This window comes from Nostoc sp. (assembly GCF_036917555.1).
GTDB lineage: Bacteria > Cyanobacteriota > Cyanobacteriia > Cyanobacteriales > Nostocaceae > Nostoc.
Genome location: NZ_JBALDD010000030.1, coordinates 19,116 through 41,560 on the forward strand (window position 1 = coordinate 19,116; position 22,445 = coordinate 41,560).

Sequence of the window (22,445 nt, forward strand, 5' to 3'; positions counted from 1 at the left end):
ACTTACCATACTGGGTCAATCAGGCAAAAATATGGCTACGAAAATTCCTGTCACAGTGATCACAGGCTTCTTAGGTAGTGGAAAAACCAGCCTAATTCGCCACTTGCTACAAAACAACCAAGGACGACGCATTGCCGTTGTAGTCAATGAATTTGGCGAACTCGGTATTGATGGCGAATTGTTAAAATCTTGTCAAATTTGCCCGGAAGATGGTGAGGGCGACACTAATATCTTTGAATTAACCAATGGCTGCTTATGCTGCACCGTGCAGGAAGAGTTTTACCCGACGATGCAAGAGTTAATCAAGCGGCGAGATAGCATCGACTGCATTTTGATTGAAACCTCTGGTTTAGCCTTACCAAAACCACTAGTGAAGGCTTTTCGCTGGCAAGAAATTCGCAATGCTGCCACAGTGGATGCAGTAATTACCGTGATAGATTGTGCGGCAGTAGCAGCAGGCACATTTGCTAGCGATCCAGAAGCGATCGCAGCCCAGCGACAAGCAGATGATAATCTAGAACACGAAACACCCTTGCAAGAACTGTTTGAAGACCAACTTGCTTGTGCAGACTTGGTAGTGTTGAATAAAATCGACTTGGTAGATGCCGAGACAAAAGCCAGAGTTGAGGAATTGATTAAGCAAGAGTTGCCCAGAGTGGTGAAGATTGTCGAGAGCGACCTTTCTCAACTAGACGCATCTATATTATTAGGATTCCAAGCCGCAGTCGAAGACAATTTAGATTCTCGTCCTAGTCATCACGATACTGAGGAAGACCACAATCATGATGAAGAAATTACTTCAGCTAATTTAACTTTAGATCGTACCTTTGATCCAGAAAAGCTGCAACAGCATTTGCAAACATTGGTACAACAACAAGAAATTTACCGGATTAAAGGCTTTGTCGCAGTGCCTAATAAATCCATGCGCTTAGTGATGCAAGGTGTGGGAACCCGATTTGATAAATTTTACGATCGCCCCTGGAAACCAGAAGAGGCTAGGCAAACGCGCTTAGTTTTCATTGGACGTGATTTGAAGTCTTCAGAAATTGAATCACAGCTTGTAGCTTTATAAGTTAGGAGTTAGGAGTTAGGAGTTAAGTAGAACTAATACACTGTGGCGGAAGTTTGCCTACCTTGAACAAGGAAATTTTGTCATTGTCTATCTATTATTACGCGGCTAAGAACAACTTATAATGGTAAATTTATTCCGCTATTCTGTATTAGTTAATTCCAAAGAACAAACAATAGTAATAAATAAAAGTTCCCAATTTTTCACTCATAACTTCTAACTTTTACCTCCTCACTTAAACCCTCACTCTTGATTTTACAAAAATATGACGGTTTCTCAACTATTTAATATTGCCAATCTTTTCGTATTGCCATTTTGGGCATTGAAGTAATAAATAAAAGTTCCCAATTTTTCACTCATAACTTCTAACTTTTACCTCCTCACTTAAACCCTCACTCTTGATTTTACAAAAATATGACGATTTCTCAACTATTTAATATTGCCAATCTTTTCGTATTGCCATTTTGGGCATTGATGATTTTATTGCCCAACTGGAAAGTTACACGACAGATAATGTCATCATATTTACCCTTTGTGCTGTTAGCTGGGGCATATTTGTATTTGTTTATCAACACCATTACTCCAGAGAATGCTCAAGCTTTATCGAATCCTCAATTAGCTGATATTGCACGGTTTTTTGCAGATGAAACAGCTGCAGCAACAGGTTGGATTCATTTTTTAGTGATGGATTTATTTGTCGGTCGCTGGATTTATTGGGAAGGACAGAAAACAGGTGTTTGGACAATTCACTCTCTGGCTTTATCTTTGTTCGCTGGGCCTTTGGGATTACTGTCTCACATTTTAACTGACTGGATTACTAAGAGATTTTTCCCGAAGTTTCAGCAGAATGAAAAGGCAACATTAGCAGAACAAGAAGTTTCATCAACTGGCACATAGTAGTAGGGGCGCACAGATATGCGCCCCTACTACTATTAGGTAAATTCATAATAGGTAATAGTTTATAGCGCTTCTCGTTTACGTGAGGTACACCCGTAGGGGCACGGCACTGCCCATTGGTGTCAACTTAAGCTGAAACTCCTTTAAAACCTCGTTCCAGCTTCTTGCTGGAAATGCTGCTCCTGGCGGCAGAGCCGCCAGCAAGGGAGGCGGAGCCTCAAGAATAAGCATTCCCAGTCGGAGACTGGGAACGAGACAATATCTAAAAGCTTCTTCTAGGCTGGCTTTCACGTTAAGTTGACACCAATGGGCACGGCAGTGCCCCTACACCCAGCCATATAATGTAGTACCGCATCTGAATAGGAATCGCTATACTACCATTACCAATTACCTGATTTTAAAATCATTAACCGTTGTTGTGTCTATAGTCAGCATCTATCCAGCAGCGTGGTAGAACTTCACCTGAAGGAAAAACGAGATTTTCTTTTTTAAAAGTTTCAGGTTGCTGTTCTTCTTGACCTTCTTGGTCTTTTGCCTGAACAACATCAGTATTCGGGTCAAGTAATTCCTGAATTTCAACAATTTTTACCAATTCGCCACTATCTTTGACTTGTAAAAGCATAGAAATTGCCTCAATAAATTTGCATGAAAGTTGGTAGTGATTCTCAAGATATACTCACTCACCTCTCAACCGATTTAAAAGGTCGAGATTCCTTAATTGTTAAAGGAAACTTTTAACAGATATGAACACATAAATTACACAAAACTCATCTATGTGTCTCTGTGATTTTTATCTTTATAAATTTCAAATCAAATCAGCGAATACTGACCGAGAAAATTGTCTAATTCAAATAATCTTGGTTATAGAGATTAGATTTCACGTTGATATTTTTCTAAAATATCAACTAATGTTACTTGGCATTGCAGTGGCAGTAAATCACTTAAAGGAAGTTCGCTTCTACCGCCGCCAATTTTTACTGTAATTGATTTCAAGACTTTTAAAACTTGATCTTCACTTACATTGTTGGAAGTAATTAAAGGATACAACTGTTCAGCCACAAGAGTGTGCAGTTTGGCATTAGATAAATAAAGATGCCATTTGGCAATGTCTATGTAGACATTTTCGCCAATTTCAGCTGCTAGGGCTTCCAGCAGTTCTGTGGTGTTAGTGTTTGCCATAAAAATAACCCTACCTTAAGAAAGAGTGCGAAATCTCAGGCTTTTTTTTATTATTGCTCAATTAATAGGCTGATTCTACTACCACAGGTTACAATCGCCCCAGCATCAGCAGTCCGTCTTCAGGTGGATTTAGGTGGAGTTTCGCTGTAATTAGCGATCGCACTAATATAAATCAGATGCACTAATACTATGCCTGTCCAACTTGCAGTAAATAACGGCAGCCAGTCCCAGGTAGTGCTTTTCAAGATGTGAAAAAACCAGAAGCCAGAATTAATCGTAGCAGCGATCGCTACATGCATGGCAAAATTCATCCGGTCATCAATCTTGCGGTAATCAGGGTCTTTGCGATCGGGTTTGCGAGGCCAACGAGGAGGCATAAATATTTGTTACAGATTTAAATACACCCTATTCATTGTAAGGTTTTTGGTGCAGTCGTTGCTATTAGACTTCTAGAAGCAGTCATAATTGAATTGGAAGTCAAAAGCCACTGGGTTAAATCCGATGACGATCTTTGAGCAAACAGACCCCGATCTCCTCTATCCAGATAGCGACGGCAAACCAATGGCAGACAATACAGAGCAATATCGTTGGATTGTCTTGATTAAAGAGGATTTAGAGATTCTGTTTGCTAATAATGACAATATTTTGATTGCAGGAGATTTACTCTGGTATCCCGTCCGTTCTCGGCTGATTACACCGACTGCACCTGATGTGATGGGTGTCTTCGGTAGACCAAAGGGTAAACGTCGTTCCTTATCGCCAGTGGCAAGAAGATAATATTTCACCACAAGTAGTCTTTAAGATTCTTTCTTATAGTAATGATACCAAGGAGATGGAGCGTAAACTGGAATTTTACGATACTTATGGTGTTGAAGAATACTATTTATACGACCTTGAAAGTTTTCAACTAGATGGCTGGTTGCGGCAAAACAACCATTTGAATAAGCTATGGCAAATGGATGGTTGGTTCAGTCCCCACTTAGGAATTAAATTTCAAACAGGTCTTGGGGAGTTAGTAATTTACCGTCCAGATGGACAGAGATTTTTGAATTCGCTGGAACTAAATCAACGGGCAGAACGGGCTGAGTTATTGCTAGAACAAGAACGTCAACGCGCTGAACAAAAACGTCAACGCGCTGAACAGTTAGCAGTATATTTGCGTAATCTCGGCATTGATCCTGATAATCTTCCGTGACTGGAGAGTGGGGAGTAGGGAGTGAGGAAGAAGAATTAATACCCATCTTCCGTTTTGTGGACTGGTTATATTAATAGGCTGCGTTCGACAGTTTGGCGTAAGTGTTTTTTAAATTTGCCAACAGTCGTCATAGGCGATCCCTATGCACCCAAGGTAAGGTAAGCATTCCGTAACTGCGCTTCGTTCCAGATGGTTCCATTACTGAAGGTAATCTTTTCAACGCCGTAGTCATAAGTGCCATCAACTTGTTCTTTGAGAGTGACGGAGCCAGTAACACCACCAAAAGAAATCTTCAGGTCATCCCTGCTGCCGAGGCGTGTAACAATCGCATTGCTGGCAGTCAGTCCACTGCCAGAGAATATAAGCTGGTCAATGTTGCCGCCCCTATATTCAGTATCATACAGGATGTCATTACCGTCCCCAAGAGCATAACGGTAAATATCAGCACCGCCTTTACCGTTGAGAAAATCATCGCCCTTGCCGCCAATCAGGGTATCGGCAACGCTGGTGCCTTCAAGGGTATCGTTGGTAGCAGCACCTAAAGTCAGGTAAGCATTCCGTAACTGCGCTTCGTTCCAGATGGTTCCATTACTGAAGGTAATCTTTTCAACGCCGTAGTCATAAGTGCCATCAACTTGTTCTTTGAGAGTGACGGAGCCAGTAACACCACCAAAAGAAATCTTCAGGTCATCCCTGCTGCCGAGGCGTGTAACAATCGCATTGCTGGCAGTCAGTCCACTGCCAGAGAATATAAGCTGGTCAATGTTGCCGCCCCTATATTCAGTATCATACAGGATGTCATTACCGTCCCCAAGAGCATAACGGTAAATATCAGCACCGCCTTTACCGTTGAGAAAATCATCGCCCTTGCCGCCAATCAGGGTATCGGCAACGCTGGTGCCTTCGAGGGTATCGTTGGTAGCAGCACTTAGGGGAATATTCTGAATTTCAATATCTTTGATACTTAACATGGCTACTGAATATCCAAAACAGTATTTGGAAAAATTCTCACATTTTCTGTCAGGATTTGTGTATTAATTTCAGTTAATTATCTAGACATTTGAAAGGTGGTGAGTATGCTGCTAAAAAGCAAGAATTGATTCAGCATGCTAGAAAATAAGGAGTAGATAAGGTGATTATTTCTCAATAGACTTGTGTTAAGGCTTAACTCTTTATCAAAGTCAACAGTTCGGCTTCGCTCACTGTTGACCCTGAGCGAAGCCGAAGGGTCAATTTTTTTAACGTAGACGCTTTTTCAGGTTGTCGCAGCGCAAAGGCAGAGCGGCGCAGCTTATTGCTCTGGTGGGGAATAATCTCCTGATTTCCCGCCACTCTTACTTATTAAACGAATTGATTCAATTTGAATCGACTTTTCTAAAGCTTTTGCCATATCGTATAAAGTCAAGGCAGCTACAGAAACAGCAGTTAAGGCTTCCATCTCTACACCGGTTTCAGCTTTGGTTTTAACTGTGGCTTGAATTTGATAACCCGGTAGTTGGGGATCAGGTATGATTTCGACTGCGATTTTTTGCAAAGGCAACGGATGGCACAGAGGAATTAAAGTAGCTGTTTGCTTGGCTGCCATAATTCCAGCCAATCTTGCAGTCGCCAACACATCGCCTTTTGGGACATTTCCGGCTTGAATGGCAGCGAAAGTGGCTGGCAGCATTCGCACCTTAGCAGCTGCTACTGCTTGGCGAATGGTAGGTACTTTATCAGACACATCCACCATCTGTGCCTGTCCTTGGGGATCTAGATGGGTTAAGTTGGCAAAATTAGATGGAAAATTATCTTGCGCCATTTGTTAGAACGTGTTAATATAGATTGTCGGTGAGGGCGTGTAGCTCAGTGGACTAGAGCACGTGGCTACGGACCACGGTGTCGGGGGTTCGAATCCCTCCTCGCCCGTTTTTAAAAAGTTAACAGTTGAAAGTTAGGAGTGAGGAGTTAAATTTCATCACTCCTAACTTTTAAGTTTTTCAAGGCGTAGGCATCTGGAGCTAGACCTAGTGCAAAGCGCAGGGAGTTGGATAAGTTTTTGCTTGAATGGGTGAGGAAGAGGATAAGTGCTAGAGAAGTGATTGCAGCACCGTAGCCAAACATATCGCGGTAGCCTACAAGTTCGGCGATAATACCCAAAAGAGGAGCAGCGATCGCAATTCCCAAGTCAAGTCCAGCTATACATATAGCAAAAATTTTCCCCCGTTCTTGCGGCAGTGAACGGTCTGCCATCATGGTAATCATCATTGAGATCAGTGTACCACCACCAGCACCTTCAGCGATCGCAGCCAGTAAGAAAACGATCACATTGTAAGCTTGCCACAGCAGTATTAACGCCAAAACGTAGCAGAAAATCCCAAAAGTAATAAACAAACCACGCCCGAAGCGATCGCTTGCCTTACCAGCAAATATCCTGATACTAAAACTAGAAATTGCCGCAGCTGTAAAAAACAGTCCGCCATTGAAGTCCACCTCAGTGGATTTGAGGAACAACGACACAAAGGTATGTACAGCACCGAGAGACAAACCAACCAGTAACATAACTATAGTTGGAATTCTCACCCTTGGACTGGCCAAAATTTGCCAAAATTTGCGATCCTCTTCCTCTGTCTGCTCCTGCGTTTGCACTTGCGGATTCGTAACTTGTACAATCCCCAACAGGGCGACAAAACCCAATTCGGCGGATAACAGAAATAATATCCCGTAACCACTTGTAGCTTCTAAAGACCCACCCAAGGCAGGACCAATTGCTAAACCAATAGGAGTTGCTAGGGTCATGTACCCAATGATTTCACCACGAGTTTGGGCGGGCGCTAAATCTGCGACTAAGGCACTGTAGCCAGTGGTAAAAGCAGCAACACTAATGCCGTGAAAAATCCGCACCAGGATCAATAACCCAATTGATTTGGTTGCCAAGTAACCAAAGGGTGCGATCGCAGCTACGATCGTACCAATCAATAAGACAATTTTGCGACCACGTTCATCGGCTAATCTTCCCAGCATCGGGCGAGATAGCAATAACCCAATGGCAAAACTACCCATCACAATCCCAATTTCTTGCTTGCTTGCGCCCACATCATCGATGTAAAGCGGTAGAGTTGGCAAGAGCGAAGACAGGCTCGACCAGAATAATAAACCTGCTGTAAATAAAATCAGCAGGTTGCGCCGCAGTTCGGCGTCAAATGTATTAAATGCTTTCAAGGTAGATGCAACTTAATGAGTTTTTTGTCAATACTTAGGAGTTAGGAGTTAGGAGTTAGAAGTAAACGAATATTTACTCTTGAATGTTTACTCATGCCCAATGCCCCATGACTATTGTTACGTTACTTAACATTTTTTGCTACTACCTCTCGCACACGATAGATAGGCCGTCCTTGGGATTCGTGGTATGTACGCATGAGCAATTCTGCTAAAAGTCCGAAGCAAAACAGCTGCACTCCTGTTAGTAGCAGCAGAACTGCTAAAATCAGCAAGGGGCGATTGCCAATGTCCTCATGGAAACCTAATTTGACGAAAGTCAAGTAAATTCCGATCGCAGTGCCCGAAAACATTGAAATCAAGCCCAACAGCCCAAAAACGTGCATCGGACGGGTGAGGAATTTTTTCATAAACAGAATGGTTAACAAATCCATCAATACCCGGAATGTCCGCCAAATTCCATATTTACTACGACCAAAGCGACGGGCGTGATGACGTACAGGTATTTCAGTAATTCTAGCTCCTTCGATGTACGCCAAAGCAGGTAAAAATCGGTGTAATTCCCCATAGAGATTCATATCTGCCAAAAGTTCTGCACGATAGGCTTTCAGCGAACAGCCATAGTCATGAATATTCACGCTCGTGGTGCGGCGAATTAGCCAATTGGCAATTTTGGAAGGAAGTAACCGATTTACAGCCCCATCTTGGCGTTTTTGCCGCCAACCACTTACCAAATCATAACCTTCGTCCAACTTTGCTAATAACATAGGGATATCAGCTGGATCATTCTGGAGATCGGCATCTAAAGTAACGATCGCTTTACCGACTGCATAATAAAATCCAGCAGCCATCGCCGCAGTTTGTCCGTAGTTGCGACGCAAAATCACCGCTTTTAAATCAGTGCGGATTTGCGCCTGTTCTTTAAGAAAATCCCCAGAACCATCTGTAGAACCATCATCCACACAAATGATTTCATAATTTACCTGACTAGAAGATAAAGTAGAGGCGATCGCTTCTAGTAAAAGTGGCAAACTCTCCACCTCGTCATGTATTGGTACTACCACTGAAACATCTGGGACAATTGCTGAAATCGCCCCATTCTCCTCACTACTTCTTTCAAAAACCAACCCACTCCTCATAAGCCTCAACGCCCTCAGCGTCTCTGTGGTTCGTAACTCTTAAAAACTCTACCAGCACCTCGCAGCTGCTGATAGTACGACTGACTAACCGCATCTCCCTGTTCCGAGAGAATATCAATTCCAATCCCATTCCGTCCCTGCTCTTTCCCAGAACTATGGATATAATAACCATCCACCAAATAAAGCCCGACATGGGTAGCTTTTTGGCTAGTTCCAAAAAATACCAGATCCCCAGCTACTAATTCTGCAATCGTAATTGGTTGAGTGAATCCTTCCTGTTGATAGGCATCTCTAGGTAGCCAAATACCCACCGAAGCAAACGCCGCCTGCATTAACCCAGAACAGTCATAATTTGGCCCAACCGTACCACCCCAAAGGTAATAATTTGATTGTTGCATCGCTTTTTGGGTAAAGGCGATAATCTCTGCTAGAAGTTTTTTAATCTCCGATTCAGAAAATGTTGCAGCCTGATAAGGTACAGTAGCAAATTGTAATGAATCAAATTCTGAAAGGTATACCCATCCTGGATAGTCATCTTCACATAAATACACCTCAACCGCCAAATTTTGATGATTTGATGTTACCCACAAATGTCTCCCAGATGCAGCTTGAGTTGCTAAACGCGTACATTCAGGAGAATCATATAAATTCAGATCAGCTAAACACTGATACTCCCCTGATTTTGGATTTTGGACTTTCCTGCGGAACGCTACGCGAACGGCTTCGCTCAGTCGAACCATTTTGGATTTTAGATTAAAGGACATTATCAGAGAATGATTTTTTTTAATAAAGACGAACAACTCGAAAATCTTGGGTTAGGCATTTTAGATGCAACTTGGGCAGCATTTGGGACGTTAGCACGTAACCAAATTGCCTTGACTTGGGTTGTTTACGATCCACCGGTGCGAGTAAATACTGGTGGGGCGCTGACTCCCAACGCTTTTTGGGATCACCCAGTTCGTGGTTTCACTTATCGCGGTGTTGAGCGGATTTATCCTGCTAGTGTAGTCAAGCTATTTTACCTGGTGGCGGTAAACGAATGGCTAGAAAAAGGCATGAGTCAAACCTCCAAGGAGTTGGAGCGAGCTTTGCAGGATATGATTGTCGATTCTAGTAACGATGCTACCAGCTTGGTTGTGGATATTTTGAGTGGCACCACTTCAGGACCACAATTACCAACCGGGCCCTTTGAAACCTGGAAATATCAGCGTAATATTGTTAACCGCTATTACCAATCTTTGGGTTGGGAAGAAATGGAGACGATTAACGTCTGTCAAAAAACTTGGAGTGATGGCGCTTATGGACGAGAACGGGCATTTGTGGGAGAGTTACTAGAAAATCGCAATATGTTGACAACAAATGCGATCGCTAGGTTACTGCATAGTATTGTAGGTGGAGTGGCGGTTTCAAGTGCGCGATCGCAAGCAATGATGGCTTTGCTCAAACGGACTCTTAACGATTTGCCCACTGACAGAGAGGAAAATCAGGTAACAGGTTTCTTAGGCGGTGGATTGCCTGAAAATGCTCAAATTTGGTCAAAGGCAGGTTGGACAAGTCAAGTTCACCATGATGTTGCGTATATTGAGTTACCAGAACAGCGCCCTTACCTCTTAGTGGTATTTACTGAAGGTAAAGCCCAGGCTAAGAGTCGGGATATTTTGCCCTTTGTTTCTAAACTAGTTGCCGATGCGATTAGCAGTCTATAATCCAAAATTTTTAGAAACAAACCATAGGTTAGGCGCACATAGCTAGCTGTGCGCTCCTATAGGGAATTGTGGTTCAACGCCGTCTGCCTCAACCTGCTAGGCGAAGCTCAATGTCATGACTGGCAAATGGGAGCGCGACCTGGAAAATACCATGATACGCCATATACCAATGCAGTTTACTTTTAAACCCGTTGAGTATCTGAAATATTTCTAGGGTATCTTGTCGGCTGTACCCGCACTTTTGCTGTTATTTTTCACATCGCACACACAGTTTATGTTGGTTATGTGCCTGTCAGTCCTTTTACGATGCCTCGCAAAATCTTTCTCTTGAAATTATTGTGGGATGAACTGCAATGCCTGATAAACAGCTTCAGGATTACCCGCAATAGCCTTAAGATATGCTTGTGCTGTTTGGTCAGGTTCGCTGCGTCCTTGCTCCCAATCACGCAAAGTATTAAGCGGAATACGATAACATGCTGCAAATTCCTCTTGGGTCAGTTGCAAGGCGCGGCGCATCGTTTTGACACGAGGGACACGACGGGCAGTTTTTAGCTGATCTTACTTCAGGGGAATAGCATCGGGGTCACTGAATGCCGCAGCTACAATTTCTTCTTCCGTCATCGGACGCATGGGTTGGCTGGAAATAGGTTGTTCGCTGCCGTCCGGTAAAACTTCAACCACCGTCCCGTCCTTGTGCTTTCTGGCGATAGTACTCGTCTCTCTCATATTTTGTTGCCCTTCGCGCCGATATTAACCGGATACGGTCACTGCGTTCAGTATAGGTTACGTGAAGTATTACCCCATTATAATCATCCCCAAACGATGGGTCGTCGAACGCTCTTTCGCTTGGCTCGAAAAATGCACAAGGTTATGGAAAAACTGCCAGAGAAAACTTCACACATCCCTTAACATGGTAGTACTAGCATTCCTAACGCTAATACTTAAAAGATTATAAACAGGTTCTTAGCACTGGTGTCTGTTGTGATATTTAGCCTTTTTATTTTTGTCGGAGGCACAAACAATGAACAATGATCAACCCTTGAACGCACGACAACAAAGCCTTGTCGCGATCTCCGCCTTTACCGCCAACGGCGATTTGGAAAATCTGCGAAAAGCCTTAAATGGCGGACTTGATGCCGGGCTGACCGTTAATGAAGTCAAAGAAGTTTTGGTTCAAATGTATGCCTACTGCGGTTTTCCGCGCAGCTTAAAGGGTATCAACACATTTATGACAGTGTTAGAAGAAAGAAAAAATAAGGGCATTGCTGATACACAGGGAAAAACGGCAACACCGATTAATGATACCGGCGACAAATACGAGCGAGGCAGAAAGACATTGGAAACGCTCACTGGACAGCCCCAATCCAAGCCCGCCAAAGGTTTCGGTGAATTTAGTCCGACGATTGACCGCTTTTTGAAAGAGCATTTGTTCGCCGATATTTTCGACAGCGATATTTTGAACTATCGGCAGCGTGAACTAGCCACTATTTCAGCACTCGCCGCAATGCCGGGTGTCGAATTGCAATTAGAATCTCATTTGTCAATGGGAATGAATACCGGGCTGACGGAAAGCGGGTTAAGAGAGGTTTTTGGTTTGATCGAAAAAAACATCAGCCGACAGCAGGCTGAAACAGCCAGAAAATCCTTGGCGAAAGTTATTGCTGCCAGACAAAAAAAGCAGTAGCACTCATTCGGCGAACTGTTTGCCGAAAGTAATTTTAATATCCGAGAGAAGGGAAGAAAAATAACGGCAGGCTTCATCGATGATCGGCAGCGCACAACAAGTAATCTGTTTTGTTAAAAGCTTGCTGTTATTTTTAGACTTCATTGTCGTGAACCAAAGAACATGGATAAAGTTATCGTCTGTTTTCAAAAAATAGTTATTTCTTTAATTCTGATAATTATGCTTGTTAGTTGCAGTGCGGCTTCCGCCCAGCAAAAAGAGATAATGGTGCGTATCTCGGAAATTGAAATAGATTCTAATTATCTCAATGAGTATAAAGCCATTTTGAAAGAAGAATCTGAAGCCTCAGTCAGATTGGAACCGGGCGTTATTTCGATTTTCCCGATGTATCAAAAAGAAACTCCGACTGAGGTTAGGATTCTAGAAATCTACGCCAGCCGCGAAGCATACGAGTCACATCTCAAAACCCCGCATTTCCAACACTATAAAACCACGACGCTGAAAATGGTCAAATCGCTAAAGCTAGTTGATATGGAAACGATAGACGCGCAGACGATGACTAAAATATTCAAAAAGATGGAAAAAGGTGGAAAATGAGTTCAGAAAATAAACAATTCACAGCAGAAGATTTAAAGCGGTGTAGAGAAGGCTGATTAGCTACAACCACTATGCTATGAGCTTTTCTGCCTTAACGCTTGCTAAAACTAATCCTTAAAGCATAGTTATAAATCCCAACTTTTAACTGAATGCTGGTAAAACGATACAAATCTGGCATACTGGCGGCATCGCTAACCCTTGTTCAGTCGAGTTTCACTGCATGTCTGCCTGGAGACCTCACCCGATACCCAATCATCAAAAGTTGGTAAAACGGAAAAAAGTGAGTCTGCTGTCTCCAAGCGCAAGTCTCCCAATCAACGCAGATATGAGGATGTGCGATCGCGGGAATATTTATTATTCTCAGAAGTGGACGCGATGATGAAAGCCATTAAAAAACATGGTGGCAGACACGCGCACCGGGATGCGACGCTGGTTTTGCTTCTATATCGGCACGGGTTGCGGGTGGGAGAAGTCGTTGATGGTTTCTTAAGTGCTAGCTTGGCTTTTTCATGTTTAATTTTATGCTGGTTCTTCTCTGATCCTTACGCTTTCATATTTTCGTCAGTAACTCATTGGGAATTCAACTTAAATTCGTCAAACTTCAATACTTCCGAATCAGGCTTGCGAGTATCAAAGCGATAACTACTTATCATACCTGTCCCCGTATCAAAGATACTGAAAACTGTAATATCATTACTCGCAATATAAGGCATCGGTTTCCCATCTTCACCCAGCAAGGGGGCAATTGTTGGCACTATCGGTTCTAAACCATTGGGATCGCCAAGCTTAACATAATCCTCTTGATATCCAATTGGTACTTCTCGCTTTCTATCGCCCCAAGCAGCACCGTAAGTATTACCTACATTAGATGTTTCTAGAAAGTGCATTCCACTGGAACTAACAAAGCGATTCCACAAATGGGAATGCCCATAGAATACCAATTGCACATTAGATGCTTCAAGTATTGGGACAACATCGCGGATAATATAATCTGCGTCTTTTGGGTACTCATAACGCACTGCTTTGATATTATTATCCCGTTCAATTATCTGTACTGGTTCTGTATAAGCAGGAACTATATTATCACCCAGAGTGTGGGGTGGATGATGAAACATCACAACTTTGTATTTTGCTTGTTGAAACTCAGGGCTGTTAAGTTCAGACTCTAGCCAATTATATTGCTTGCTGCCTTTAGCAATTGGCTCATAAATCACCTGTCCATAACCCCAATTTTCAGGATTATTTAAATCCTTTTCAGCTTCTAGATATCTACCCTTATGCTTTCCATTTAAATTGGGAGTCCGCCACATATTCGTAGCGTACAGTACCACCAAACGCACATCACCAAAACTAACTGCATAATACCTTTTTCCACCCTCTTTACTTTTTGGTAAAGAGAAAATCTCTTCGTAGGTATTAGTATTAAAAGAATTATCGATTAAAGATTTATCTGGGTAGATTTTTTGAGCAACGACACGGGGAATTGTATCATCAAATTCATCATTTAAACTTCCCGTCCTGGCAAAGCGCCCCATCACCTCATGATTGCCAATGCAAGTAAACATCGGTGCATATTGAATTATTTGTCCACCAGTGTAGGTTGTCTTAACATCGTTGTGCGTCATTTCATATTTAGCACGACCTTGTAAACCAGGAAACAATGCACCACCAACATTATCATCAAACCATTCTGAGGCGCGATCGCTAACGTTGACCAAATCACCGGCAAACCACACGCCATCAACTCGTCCAACTGTTTCTACCACCTTTTGCAGATTTGCTGCGGTCATCGGTTTTAATTGATGATCTGAGGTAAGTAGAATTTTTAGTGGTGTATCTGATTTGGGAGTAGCTGCAAGGCTAAAAACATCACTGTCAACACTCTTGCCGTCCTCTTGCACACTCGTGACACGATAGTTAACCCGCATACCAGGAGTTAACCCAGTTACCTCAGCCTCATGTCGCCAAATGTGCCGTTGGACGGGTTTTTGATAAACTTGTCCGTCTTTAGTTTGGTTTGCAACTCTTGATTGTTGGTCTTCACGTGTGCGACTGAGTTTGGTAGTATTTGCCCTAGCAGTTTGTTTGAGATTTTCTCCGTAGGTTACTGTGTGATTAACACCAGCAAATTCAGTAAACCAAACTACTCGTACTGAAGTTGCAGTTGGCAATTGCAAAAAGGGGTCGGTGAGTAGTTGGGGTGCTGATGTCATAATTGTTTGCCCTAATGAACGCACACCTACCAGAGTAAAGCATATAACAAGCGCAAGTATAGCTACTAAGGAAATTTTACGGCTGCGTAAGCGTCTGAGCATGAGTCAAATACCAAATTTTTTCGGGTATTCACTGACTGAACGCATTTTATCTTAACGTTAAAGCCCTATAATCACGTGATATTAAGTCAACTCGCTTACCATCACTATCCGCTATTACGGCTCTAACTTCCAGATATTATTCAACTCTGCTTACATAGTGCAAAGGGGATACGGAGGTTGTAGATCCTACCACCATTATATGTTTTTTTTATACTTTTTATTTAAATTACACTGATAAAGTGGAGTTTATTTATTGAGCCACAAGGGTCAATAAAGTAACGTTTTGTTGTCATTTCCCCCAATTGCAGAAATGTGCCCAATCCGACATGAGTATTTCTATAAGCTAGTCAATCAGCTTTTGCTAAAAACTTTTGAAGTGATTAAGAATTAGAAAATGGCAGAAACAACGACCGTAACAGCAACTGGCGACAATAACATTGATGGTTTACTGATTGGACTGAAGTGGGCATCTCCCTCAGTAAGCTTTAGCTTCACTGACAGCATCGATGACTATGAGTCTGATTATCCAGACCGGGCGATTCATGCAGTTAGCTTCCAAATGCTAAACACAACCCAGCGAGCTGTTGCGCTAAGATGGATAGGGACAGGGGGAGAGTACTACAATGTCTCCAATCTCAGTCCATTTGAACTGACTGGTGCTAGCGATCGCGATGCAACTATTCCCATCGCAATGTCAGACGTCCTCGGTATAATATCAACAGACACAGCCTATGCCTCTCGCCTTGCAAACACTGTCCAAGCAGGCGACGTTTGGTTTAACACAACCAGTTACAACAACCCGGTCGTCGGTAACTATGCCAACTACATCTTCGGTCATGAGCTTGGTCATGCACTAGGTCTGAAGCACGGTCATGAGACTAACGGTGTTAGCAATGTTGCCATGAACTCCGACCGCGACTCGATGGAGTTTTCAATCATGACCTACCGATCGTATGTGGGGGCAGCGACCAACGGCGTGTCGAACGAAACCTGGGGATATGCACAGTCGCTAATGATGTACGACATCACAGCGATCCAGCAGATGTACGGTGCATGGTTTGGCTACAACTCTGACAACACGACTTACACTTTCTCAACCAGCACCGGGGAGATGTTCGTCGATGGTATCGGACAAGGAACACCGGGTGATAACCGCATCTTCCGCACGATCTGGGATGGTGACGGGATTGATACCTACGACTTTTCTAACTACACCACTAATCTCGCGATCAACTTGACAGCAGGCGGTTGGTCTGACCTCGATGTGGGCGGCAACTTCCAACGCGCCGATCTTGGCAACGACCATTATGCCCGTGCCCAGGTGTTTAACGCGCTTCAATACAACGGTGATGTCAGATCGCTGATTGAAAACGCTAACGGCGGTTCGGGTAATGACACAATTAGCGGCAACAGTGCTAACAATGTCCTAACCGGAAATGGTGGCATGGACACCCTAGTTGGAGGTTTTGGCAATGATAGCCTCACTGGTGGTGCAGGTGCTGATACCTTTGTCTTTAACTCTCTATCCGAAGGGATTGATACCATCACAGACTTCGCCTACTGGGATGTGGATAAGATTCAGCTTTCTGCTAGTGGGTTCGGCATTGGGGTAGGTGATTATAATAGGTTCTCGTTTGAGAGCTACACAGGATCTTTGTACTTTGATGGAACCCAATTTGCATCAATACAGCTAGACTCTGGTTTTGTCCCTAGCCTTGACATCAACATTGTCTAGAGGGGTTAATTGCAGGTAGACGTTATAAAAAAGAGCTAAAGTAGGTTGGGCATTGCTCACCCTGCACCTATGTCTTAATTTGGAGTTGAATTATCCTCCTAGATTAATCTGCCTCCTGGCGTTGTCAGATGAAAGTTGCGGGCGAAGGGCAAATGTAGGTTTATACACACAAGTCGAAAAAACCTTATTCCCAATAGATTTGAGTTTTGTAGGGTGTGTTAGGACTAACGTCCATAATGCACCCTACAAAATTAGGGGTTAGGTCATTTGCTATTTCGGCGATGCCTGGGGTGGTCACTGAGCTTTGTCGAAGTGCGGGCTACGCCAACGCATTTGTTATTTTTGCGATGCTTGGGGTGGTCACTGAGCTTTGTCGAAGTGCGGGCTACACCAACGCATTTGTTATTTCAGCGACTGCATTTGCTATTTCGGCGATCGCAGGTTTTATAGCGTTTCCTAATCATCTGGGGTCTTTCCAAGTCGAGCATCTAGAGTGTGGGGTGCAATGACTGTGGGAATCATAACTAATTATACGGACATGATATAACTTACGGTGTTTTTATAGTCCTCAGAGTTGACTTTTGACTCCTGACTCCTGCCCAAACGGTAAGTGGTTGCCCAACTTGTTTATACAGTAAGCTCTCCAGAATTACACCATTATTGTTGGCGGTAAGAGTTTTATTCGGTTGATGCAGAGACTCATAAAAGCCGTTGTACCAACCTTCTTTAGACTTAAGATTGCCTTGAACGAAATCAAATAACTGGCGGGTATAAGCAGTGTTATAAAGTACGTGCCAGCCGATCGCAGCTTTGGCACTGAGGAATCGCAAATTGTTGTGCTGTTCTCTGGTATCTGCGATGGTTGCCCAAGGTTCTCCGTTGACAAATAGGCTACTGTAAACAAAGTATGGCGCGCGATCTAAGTTATCTTCGGTGACGGCAGTTAATTGTTTTGTGGCTTCATAACGTGCTGCTTGGGCAGCTAAAATCCGATCGGCATAAGCTTTAGGCAAAGCTTGAAACCCAGTTTCGATGCCATCCAAGATATAGGGTTCGCTAAGAACGTAGTTATTGGCTCCAGAGTTTTTATAGTCCCGTTTATCGTAAGGAATTCCCTGTCCGTAAAGATCGACAAAGGCAGTATGAGACTGATAATCTAAGGCTTTGTTAACATCCAAGCCCCAAAGCTTCAAACCATAAGCAGCATAATTCTCATAGCCCAAGCGACCTTCTTGATTGTACTGTTCTTTGCCTTTGATAACGGCAGTACCATACATTTGGCCATTTGTAGTTAGACGCTTGACTTGCCAGTGTTTCCAAACTGCTGCTGTTTGCGATCGCATTTCTGGATACTTTGCCTCGACAATCTTTAACCAGATTGCCATTCTTCCTAAATCAATAGCTGACCATCCAATTTCTTCCCGTTTTTCTAGTTGACCATAATTAACAGGTAGGAGAGTTTTCGCATTGTAAACTTTGTTGGGTAATTCTCCTTTATATAAGGGCATTGACGCTAATGTATTCAACATTTTGCTCATTTTGGCTGCAAATTCAGCCGCAGGTACAATATTGAGTTCTTTAGCACTGACTAAGGCTGCGATCGCTGCTGTCTGATCCCACATACTTATAGAGGCAAAGCCATCAACGGAATTAATCAAGCCAGTTTCATCATTCCAGTTGCGCTGAAAGTATGACCAAGCCTGACGGGCCGTTGTCATTTCTTCTGGGGTCAGTTTTCCAACTCCAGGAGCAACATAGGGAATTATGGCTACTGTTAATTGGTTCTTAGGAATGGGTTGACCTGGCAAAACTACAGATTTAGCATCAAGGCTGGCAACTATTTCAGCTTCTTTCGCACCAGAGACAGGGGGTTGGGTTTTCTGTGGTTGGGAAGCAGTTGGGGATGTTAATATTTCAGGTTTTTTTATAGAAGTATTGGAAAGTTGCTTAGACCAACCATTTAAAATTGCGATCGCGATCGCAGCGGTAAGCACTCCTCCTACAGAAGCTAGTATGGACAAGCTCTTAGGTGGTGGTTGAAAATCAGAACTCATACTGATTAAAGCCTTATTTTGTAAGTCAGGGTTATTTGCGTAGTTTCACCAAATACATTCTTCCCAATTTTGAAATCTAACTAACACCCAGAAGTCCACCTGACTACTACAATAAAATAGTCACGCACCCGATCTCTGGAGTTCTAGCAGTGGGATTATTTGATGATTTGAGTCGGTTTCTAGAAAACCGTTTAGAAGAATTCTTGCGTAACAATCCACATTTGGAGTTAGAGGCGCTGCTAGAACAGCTGCGTGAGCAAGAAGAAGACACATTAAAGCTGATCGCAGATTTAAAATTACAAGAGAAGCGATCGCAAGAAGAAATTCTGTCTACCGCTCAAGAAATTCAGCGTTGGCATATCCGCATTCAAAAAGCCAAAAACGCCAATAGAGAGGATTTGGCGAGTGCGGCGGGTGAGCGAGAAGCAGCCCTGTTGCGCGAAGGAAATCAGCGCTGGGGACACATGCAAGGGCTGAAAGAACGCATTAACCAATCTCAGGAACTACTGCAAAAAATTCAGCAACGGCGACAGGAGGTGCAAGCTAAAGCCGCCGAAGCACAGACAGTCCGTGCTAAAGCGCAAACCCAGCAGCGTTTTGAAACCAGTGGCTGGTCAAATCAAACTAGCAGTTATTCTAGTGGTTTTGATGACTTAGAAGAGAAGTTCCGTAGCTGGGAAACTCAGGATGAGTTAGAACAAATGAAGCGGAATATGCAGAAGTAGCGCGTATTGGCTAAAATACGCCAAAATAACAAATGAGTTCGCCGAAATAACAAATGCGATCACGCTCCCAAATCGAGACCTCTTTTTCTAAAGTTTCAAGATTCGGAATCTACGGTTTAAACATTGGCGGACAAGTACAGATAATTCTGATTCAACCATATTTAACCAGTTAGCATGTTTCGGTGTATAGTGAATCTCTAATTTTTTGGCAATTCCTCTGGCCTCGGCTGGTTGAAAAACCTCATACAATGCACCAATCGTATGAGTATTTAAGTTATCCATTACCAATGAAATTACAAGAGCATCTGGAAAGTGGATATCGACCAATTCTTTCAGACACGGCAAAATTAGTTAACTTCCGTGGCTTTCCTGGACGCTCTTTCTCTTTTAATGTCGCCGCTAAATTTTCACAACATAACTGTTTACGAGTGCGCTCAATTGCTACTGATATCTGTAACGTTTCTGCTATTGTCTGATCCGTCTTGCCATCTGCTGCCATTAATAATCTATGTGCGTGACGAATTTCTCTGGCTTTTGCTGAACCCTTTTTGACTAAATTGATTAGTTCTTGTCTCTGTGATTCGCTGAGATTTATTTGATACTTCTTCCTCATACACCATTTTCCTTATGCACGCGATCGCCTGTCAGTTTGTGGATACGGATGCACTGACATCTTTATTTAATCATGATTTAGTATTACCTAGCAAATTTAATGAGACAGACTACTAATAGTCTGTCAAGAAATAATTGACGAATAAATTTTCTGTAGAGACGGCAATTTATCGCGTCTCTCCAACCGTCAAAATGGGTTTGACAGATCGCTAGGCGTTCAGTTTTTTCTCAACCAATTCGTTAGTCAGCTTAGGATCGGCACGTTTACCTGTCTTTTTGAGAACTTGTCCGACAAAGAAGCCTTTGAGGTTAGTGTTACCGTTGCGATACTTTTCTAGTTCTTTGGAATTAGCGGCTATGACTTCATCAACAATGGGTTCCAGTACACTAGGATCGGTGATTAACTCTTGTCCGGCAAAGGCTTTCTCAGGAGAAATACCACTAAGCAAATCTGGCAACTTTTGTTTAGCTTGAGCATTGCTAATTTTGCCCGTTTCAATGCGAGTGATAATATCTGCTAAATTGGTCGGAGTCAGGGCGATTTGAGTAATAGTGAGTTTTTGCTTATTGAGGTGGGCTGCAATATCTTGAGTAATCCAGTTGGCAGCAGCTTTGGGATTTGCTCCAGATGCGATCGCAGTTTCAAAATATTCGGCTATTGAACGATCTTCTGTCAACACTCGTGCATCGTAAGCCGAAAGTCCCAACTCGCTTTCATAATGATGGCGTTTTTGGGCTGGTAATTCTGGTAGTTCGCTACGCCATTGCTCTAATTGTTCATTTGACACCTCAATTGGTGCTAAATCTGGTTCGGGGAAGTAGCGGTAATCGCTAGAACCTTCTTTCACCCGCATACTACTTGTGCATTGAGCGTCTTCTTGCCACAGGCGAGTTTCTTGGATGATGCGATTGCCTGCTTCAATTGCGGCAATTTGGCGTTCAATTTCGTAGTCAATTGCCCGTTGGATGGCACTGAAGGAGTTCATGTTTTTAATTTCTACCTTGGTGCCAAATTCCTTTCGTCCCACTGGACGCACGGAAATGTTGACATCGCAGCGCAGAGATCCTTGTTCCATGTTGCCGTCACTCACGTTGAGATACCGGACAATCCGACGCAATTCTTCAGCATATTCAGCAGCTTCTAGTCCAGAACGCAGATCGGGTTCTGAAACAATTTCTACTAATGGGATACCTGCGCGATTGTAGTCTACCAAAGAATAGGCAGAACCAGAAAGGCGATCGCTACCAGCATGTACCAATTTTCCAGCATCTTCTTCCATGTGCAGACGCGTAATACCAATGCGTTTGCGAATCGGATTCCCTTCAGCATCTACCAACTCAATTTCTAACCAACCATGTTCTGCGATCGGTAGATCGTATTGAGAAATTTGGTAATTTTTCGGTAAATCTGGATAAAAATACTGTTTACGGTCAAATTTGCTATATTTAGCGATTTGACAATTTAGTGCCAAACCAGCTTTGACGGCGTATTCTAATACTTTTTGATTGAGTACAGGTAAGACCCCAGGTAAACCCATACAAACCGGGTCAATGTTAGTATTGGGGTCAGAGCCGAATGCTGTAGAGCTATTAGAGAAAATCTTGGTGTTGGTACTCAGTTGACAATGGGTTTCTAGACCAATAATCGCTTCATACTCAGTTTTTACGGTTGTAGCAGTGGTCATAATATCAATAGATTTGGGCATAATCCTTGTAATGGTACTATTGTAGCGGCGTATTGAGTTGCCCTGAAGACGGTTATTTGGGTGAGTAATGCTTACCTCTTGAGGTTGAAAAGGGAGACGCACATCTAAGGTGAAGAAAATCTTAATTATTGGTTCTGGGGGTGCTGGTAAATCTACCCTAGCCCGTGAACTGGGAACCATCTTAAGTTTAGAAGTGATTCACTTGGATGCTTGGTACTGGAATCCTGGTTGGGTTGAGACTCCAAAAACTGAATGGCAGAGCATAATCCAAGACCTAACCTTGCGAGAATCTTGGATTATGGATGGTAATTATGGCGGTACTCTCGACGTTCGTTTGTCAGTTGCAGACACGGTAATTTTTTTGGATTTTCCCCGGATTTTGTGTTTGTCGCGAGTGATTAAACGTCGCTTTACCTATGCTGGGCAATCCAGACCTGATATGGCATTAGATTGTCCTGAATCCCCAAGCATCACTTTCCAGGATTACTAGGAAGGGTTTCAATACGGTTCGGTTAAGGTTTTTTGATGAAAATTCTAGATCACTGGAGTTTAGACTAAGCAGCAAGAAATGGCTCAGCAGTGCTGAGTTTAGAAAAGACAAACTTCAAATGATGAAAATATTTGAGATTAAGCA

The 22,445-nt window shown here is 43.0% G+C and carries 27 protein-coding genes, 1 tRNA gene and 1 pseudogene; 13 read left to right on the forward strand and 16 right to left on the reverse strand.

Annotation, left to right across the window (positions count from 1 at the left end; genetic code table 11):
- The first annotated feature begins 31 nt into the window (after positions 1 to 31).
- Both cobW and V7K60_RS13235 read left to right on the forward strand, forming a co-directional pair.
- Positions 32 to 1,072, forward strand: coding sequence for a cobalamin biosynthesis protein CobW (gene cobW, locus V7K60_RS13225; RefSeq protein ID WP_334926144.1), 1,041 nt, complete (start codon positions 32 to 34; stop codon positions 1,070 to 1,072).
- Between the two features lie 411 nt (positions 1,073 to 1,483).
- A complete protein-coding gene (locus V7K60_RS13235) occupies positions 1,484 to 1,966 on the forward strand; it encodes an ABA4-like family protein (RefSeq protein WP_334926146.1) in 483 nt (160 codons plus the stop codon).
- A gap of 78 nt (positions 1,967 to 2,044) precedes the next feature.
- Here the strand turns inward: V7K60_RS13235 and V7K60_RS13240 are convergent, their stop codons facing one another.
- From V7K60_RS13240 to V7K60_RS13255, 4 genes are all read right to left on the reverse strand, one after another.
- Positions 2,045 to 2,257, reverse strand: a complete 213-nt coding sequence (locus tag V7K60_RS13240) for a hypothetical protein (RefSeq protein WP_334926148.1) — start codon at positions 2,255 to 2,257, stop codon at positions 2,045 to 2,047.
- Positions 2,258 to 2,372: 115 nt separating this feature from the next.
- A complete protein-coding gene (locus V7K60_RS13245) occupies positions 2,373 to 2,588 on the reverse strand; it encodes an acetyltransferase (protein WP_334926150.1) in 216 nt (71 codons plus the stop codon).
- 248 nt (positions 2,589 to 2,836) lie between these two features.
- Positions 2,837 to 3,145 (reverse strand): DUF3181 family protein, encoded by a 309-nt coding sequence (locus V7K60_RS13250; RefSeq protein WP_334926151.1) that lies wholly within the window; start codon positions 3,143 to 3,145, stop codon positions 2,837 to 2,839.
- A gap of 119 nt (positions 3,146 to 3,264) precedes the next feature.
- Positions 3,265 to 3,522, reverse strand: a complete 258-nt coding sequence (locus tag V7K60_RS13255) for a hypothetical protein (protein WP_334926153.1) — start codon at positions 3,520 to 3,522, stop codon at positions 3,265 to 3,267.
- An 88-nt stretch (positions 3,523 to 3,610) separates the two neighbouring features.
- Here V7K60_RS13255 and V7K60_RS13260 point away from each other — a divergent pair, with 88 nt between their 5' ends.
- Together V7K60_RS13260 and V7K60_RS13265 are read left to right on the forward strand one after the other, a co-directional pair.
- Complete coding sequence (locus V7K60_RS13260) at positions 3,611 to 3,922, forward strand: hypothetical protein (protein WP_334926155.1); 312 nt, start codon at positions 3,611 to 3,613, stop codon at positions 3,920 to 3,922.
- A complete protein-coding gene (locus V7K60_RS13265; RefSeq protein WP_334926157.1) occupies positions 3,864 to 4,340 on the forward strand; it encodes a Uma2 family endonuclease in 477 nt (158 codons plus the stop codon). Before V7K60_RS13260 ends, V7K60_RS13265 begins: the two co-directional genes overlap by 59 nt.
- Before the next feature lie 140 nt (positions 4,341 to 4,480).
- Here V7K60_RS13265 and V7K60_RS13270 read toward each other — a convergent pair whose 3' ends face one another.
- Together V7K60_RS13270 and moaC are read right to left on the reverse strand one after the other, a co-directional pair.
- Positions 4,481 to 5,311, reverse strand: coding sequence for a calcium-binding protein (locus tag V7K60_RS13270; RefSeq protein ID WP_334926159.1), 831 nt, complete (start codon positions 5,309 to 5,311; stop codon positions 4,481 to 4,483).
- A gap of 320 nt (positions 5,312 to 5,631) precedes the next feature.
- A complete protein-coding gene (moaC, locus tag V7K60_RS13275; protein ID WP_334926161.1) occupies positions 5,632 to 6,141 on the reverse strand; it encodes a cyclic pyranopterin monophosphate synthase MoaC in 510 nt (169 codons plus the stop codon).
- A gap of 33 nt (positions 6,142 to 6,174) precedes the next feature.
- On the opposite strand from moaC, the gene V7K60_RS13280 reads away from it, so the two are divergent.
- Positions 6,175 to 6,248: transfer RNA gene (locus tag V7K60_RS13280), tRNA-Arg, on the forward strand.
- Between the two features lie 39 nt (positions 6,249 to 6,287).
- On the opposite strand, the gene V7K60_RS13285 is transcribed toward V7K60_RS13280, so the two are convergent.
- From V7K60_RS13285 to V7K60_RS13295, 3 genes are all read right to left on the reverse strand, one after another.
- A complete protein-coding gene (locus V7K60_RS13285) occupies positions 6,288 to 7,541 on the reverse strand; it encodes an MFS transporter (protein ID WP_334926163.1) in 1,254 nt (417 codons plus the stop codon).
- Between the two features lie 122 nt (positions 7,542 to 7,663).
- Entirely contained in the window at positions 7,664 to 8,677 is a 1,014-nt protein-coding gene (locus tag V7K60_RS13290) for a glycosyltransferase family 2 protein (protein ID WP_334926165.1), read from the reverse strand.
- A 14-nt stretch (positions 8,678 to 8,691) separates the two neighbouring features.
- Positions 8,692 to 9,417 carry a C40 family peptidase gene (locus V7K60_RS13295; RefSeq protein ID WP_334926166.1) on the reverse strand — a complete coding sequence of 242 codons (726 nt, stop codon included), beginning with the start codon at positions 9,415 to 9,417 and terminating at the stop codon, positions 8,692 to 8,694.
- A gap of 33 nt (positions 9,418 to 9,450) precedes the next feature.
- On the opposite strand from V7K60_RS13295, the gene V7K60_RS13300 reads away from it, so the two are divergent.
- Positions 9,451 to 10,383, forward strand: coding sequence for a serine hydrolase (locus tag V7K60_RS13300; protein WP_334926168.1), 933 nt, complete (start codon positions 9,451 to 9,453; stop codon positions 10,381 to 10,383).
- Between the two features lie 333 nt (positions 10,384 to 10,716).
- Here V7K60_RS13300 and V7K60_RS13305 read toward each other — a convergent pair whose 3' ends face one another.
- Together V7K60_RS13305 and V7K60_RS13310 are read right to left on the reverse strand one after the other, a co-directional pair.
- Positions 10,717 to 10,899, reverse strand: coding sequence for a helix-turn-helix domain-containing protein (locus V7K60_RS13305; protein ID WP_334926170.1), 183 nt, complete (start codon positions 10,897 to 10,899; stop codon positions 10,717 to 10,719).
- A gap of 42 nt (positions 10,900 to 10,941) precedes the next feature.
- Positions 10,942 to 11,109: a hypothetical protein gene (locus tag V7K60_RS13310; RefSeq protein WP_334926172.1), complete on the reverse strand. Its 168-nt coding sequence runs from the start codon at positions 11,107 to 11,109 to the stop codon at positions 10,942 to 10,944.
- A gap of 82 nt (positions 11,110 to 11,191) precedes the next feature.
- On the opposite strand from V7K60_RS13310, the pseudogene V7K60_RS13315 reads away from it, so the two are divergent.
- From V7K60_RS13315 to V7K60_RS13330, 4 genes and pseudogenes are all read left to right on the forward strand, one after another.
- Positions 11,192 to 11,338 (forward strand): annotated as a pseudogene (locus tag V7K60_RS13315) (transposase); the annotation flags it as partial.
- 66 nt (positions 11,339 to 11,404) lie between these two features.
- Positions 11,405 to 12,067, forward strand: coding sequence for a carboxymuconolactone decarboxylase family protein (locus V7K60_RS13320; protein ID WP_334926174.1), 663 nt, complete (start codon positions 11,405 to 11,407; stop codon positions 12,065 to 12,067).
- 162 nt (positions 12,068 to 12,229) lie between these two features.
- On the forward strand, positions 12,230 to 12,664 hold the full coding sequence (locus tag V7K60_RS13325) for a putative quinol monooxygenase (RefSeq protein WP_334926176.1): 435 nt from the start codon (positions 12,230 to 12,232) through the stop codon (positions 12,662 to 12,664).
- Positions 12,665 to 12,862: 198 nt separating this feature from the next.
- Positions 12,863 to 13,306 (forward strand): hypothetical protein, encoded by a 444-nt coding sequence (locus V7K60_RS13330; RefSeq protein ID WP_334926178.1) that lies wholly within the window; start codon positions 12,863 to 12,865, stop codon positions 13,304 to 13,306.
- Here the strand turns inward: V7K60_RS13330 and V7K60_RS13335 are convergent.
- The gene (locus tag V7K60_RS13335; protein ID WP_334926179.1) at positions 13,234 to 14,877 is read right to left on the reverse strand and encodes a metallophosphoesterase family protein; all 1,644 of its coding nucleotides are present in this window, start codon (positions 14,875 to 14,877) and stop codon (positions 13,234 to 13,236) included. The genes V7K60_RS13330 and V7K60_RS13335 overlap by 73 nt on opposite strands.
- A gap of 1,039 nt (positions 14,878 to 15,916) precedes the next feature.
- Here V7K60_RS13335 and V7K60_RS13340 point away from each other — a divergent pair.
- The gene (locus V7K60_RS13340) at positions 15,917 to 16,714 is read left to right on the forward strand and encodes a M10 family metallopeptidase C-terminal domain-containing protein (RefSeq protein ID WP_334926181.1); all 798 of its coding nucleotides are present in this window, start codon (positions 15,917 to 15,919) and stop codon (positions 16,712 to 16,714) included.
- Between the two features lie 548 nt (positions 16,715 to 17,262).
- Here the strand turns inward: V7K60_RS13340 and V7K60_RS13345 are convergent.
- Positions 17,263 to 18,768, reverse strand: a complete 1,506-nt coding sequence (locus tag V7K60_RS13345; protein WP_334926183.1) for a DUF3131 domain-containing protein — start codon at positions 18,766 to 18,768, stop codon at positions 17,263 to 17,265.
- Positions 18,769 to 18,917: 149 nt separating this feature from the next.
- Here V7K60_RS13345 and V7K60_RS13350 point away from each other — a divergent pair, with 149 nt between their 5' ends.
- The gene (locus tag V7K60_RS13350; RefSeq protein WP_334926184.1) at positions 18,918 to 19,493 is read left to right on the forward strand and encodes a TIGR04376 family protein; all 576 of its coding nucleotides are present in this window, start codon (positions 18,918 to 18,920) and stop codon (positions 19,491 to 19,493) included.
- A gap of 87 nt (positions 19,494 to 19,580) precedes the next feature.
- Here V7K60_RS13350 and V7K60_RS13355 read toward each other — a convergent pair whose 3' ends face one another.
- The 3 genes from V7K60_RS13355 to gatB form a co-directional block, all read right to left on the reverse strand.
- On the reverse strand, positions 19,581 to 19,775 hold the full coding sequence (locus V7K60_RS13355) for a transposase (protein WP_442944393.1): 195 nt from the start codon (positions 19,773 to 19,775) through the stop codon (positions 19,581 to 19,583).
- Positions 19,768 to 20,106, reverse strand: a complete 339-nt coding sequence (locus V7K60_RS13360) for a hypothetical protein (RefSeq protein ID WP_334926185.1) — start codon at positions 20,104 to 20,106, stop codon at positions 19,768 to 19,770. Before V7K60_RS13360 ends, V7K60_RS13355 begins: the two co-directional genes overlap by 8 nt.
- Positions 20,107 to 20,314: 208 nt before the next feature.
- Positions 20,315 to 21,790, reverse strand: coding sequence for an Asp-tRNA(Asn)/Glu-tRNA(Gln) amidotransferase subunit GatB (gatB, locus tag V7K60_RS13365; RefSeq protein ID WP_334926187.1), 1,476 nt, complete (start codon positions 21,788 to 21,790; stop codon positions 20,315 to 20,317).
- A gap of 130 nt (positions 21,791 to 21,920) precedes the next feature.
- On the opposite strand from gatB, the gene V7K60_RS13370 reads away from it, so the two are divergent.
- Positions 21,921 to 22,301 (forward strand): AAA family ATPase, encoded by a 381-nt coding sequence (locus V7K60_RS13370; RefSeq protein ID WP_334926189.1) that lies wholly within the window; start codon positions 21,921 to 21,923, stop codon positions 22,299 to 22,301.
- Positions 22,302 to 22,445: the final 144 nt, after the last annotated feature.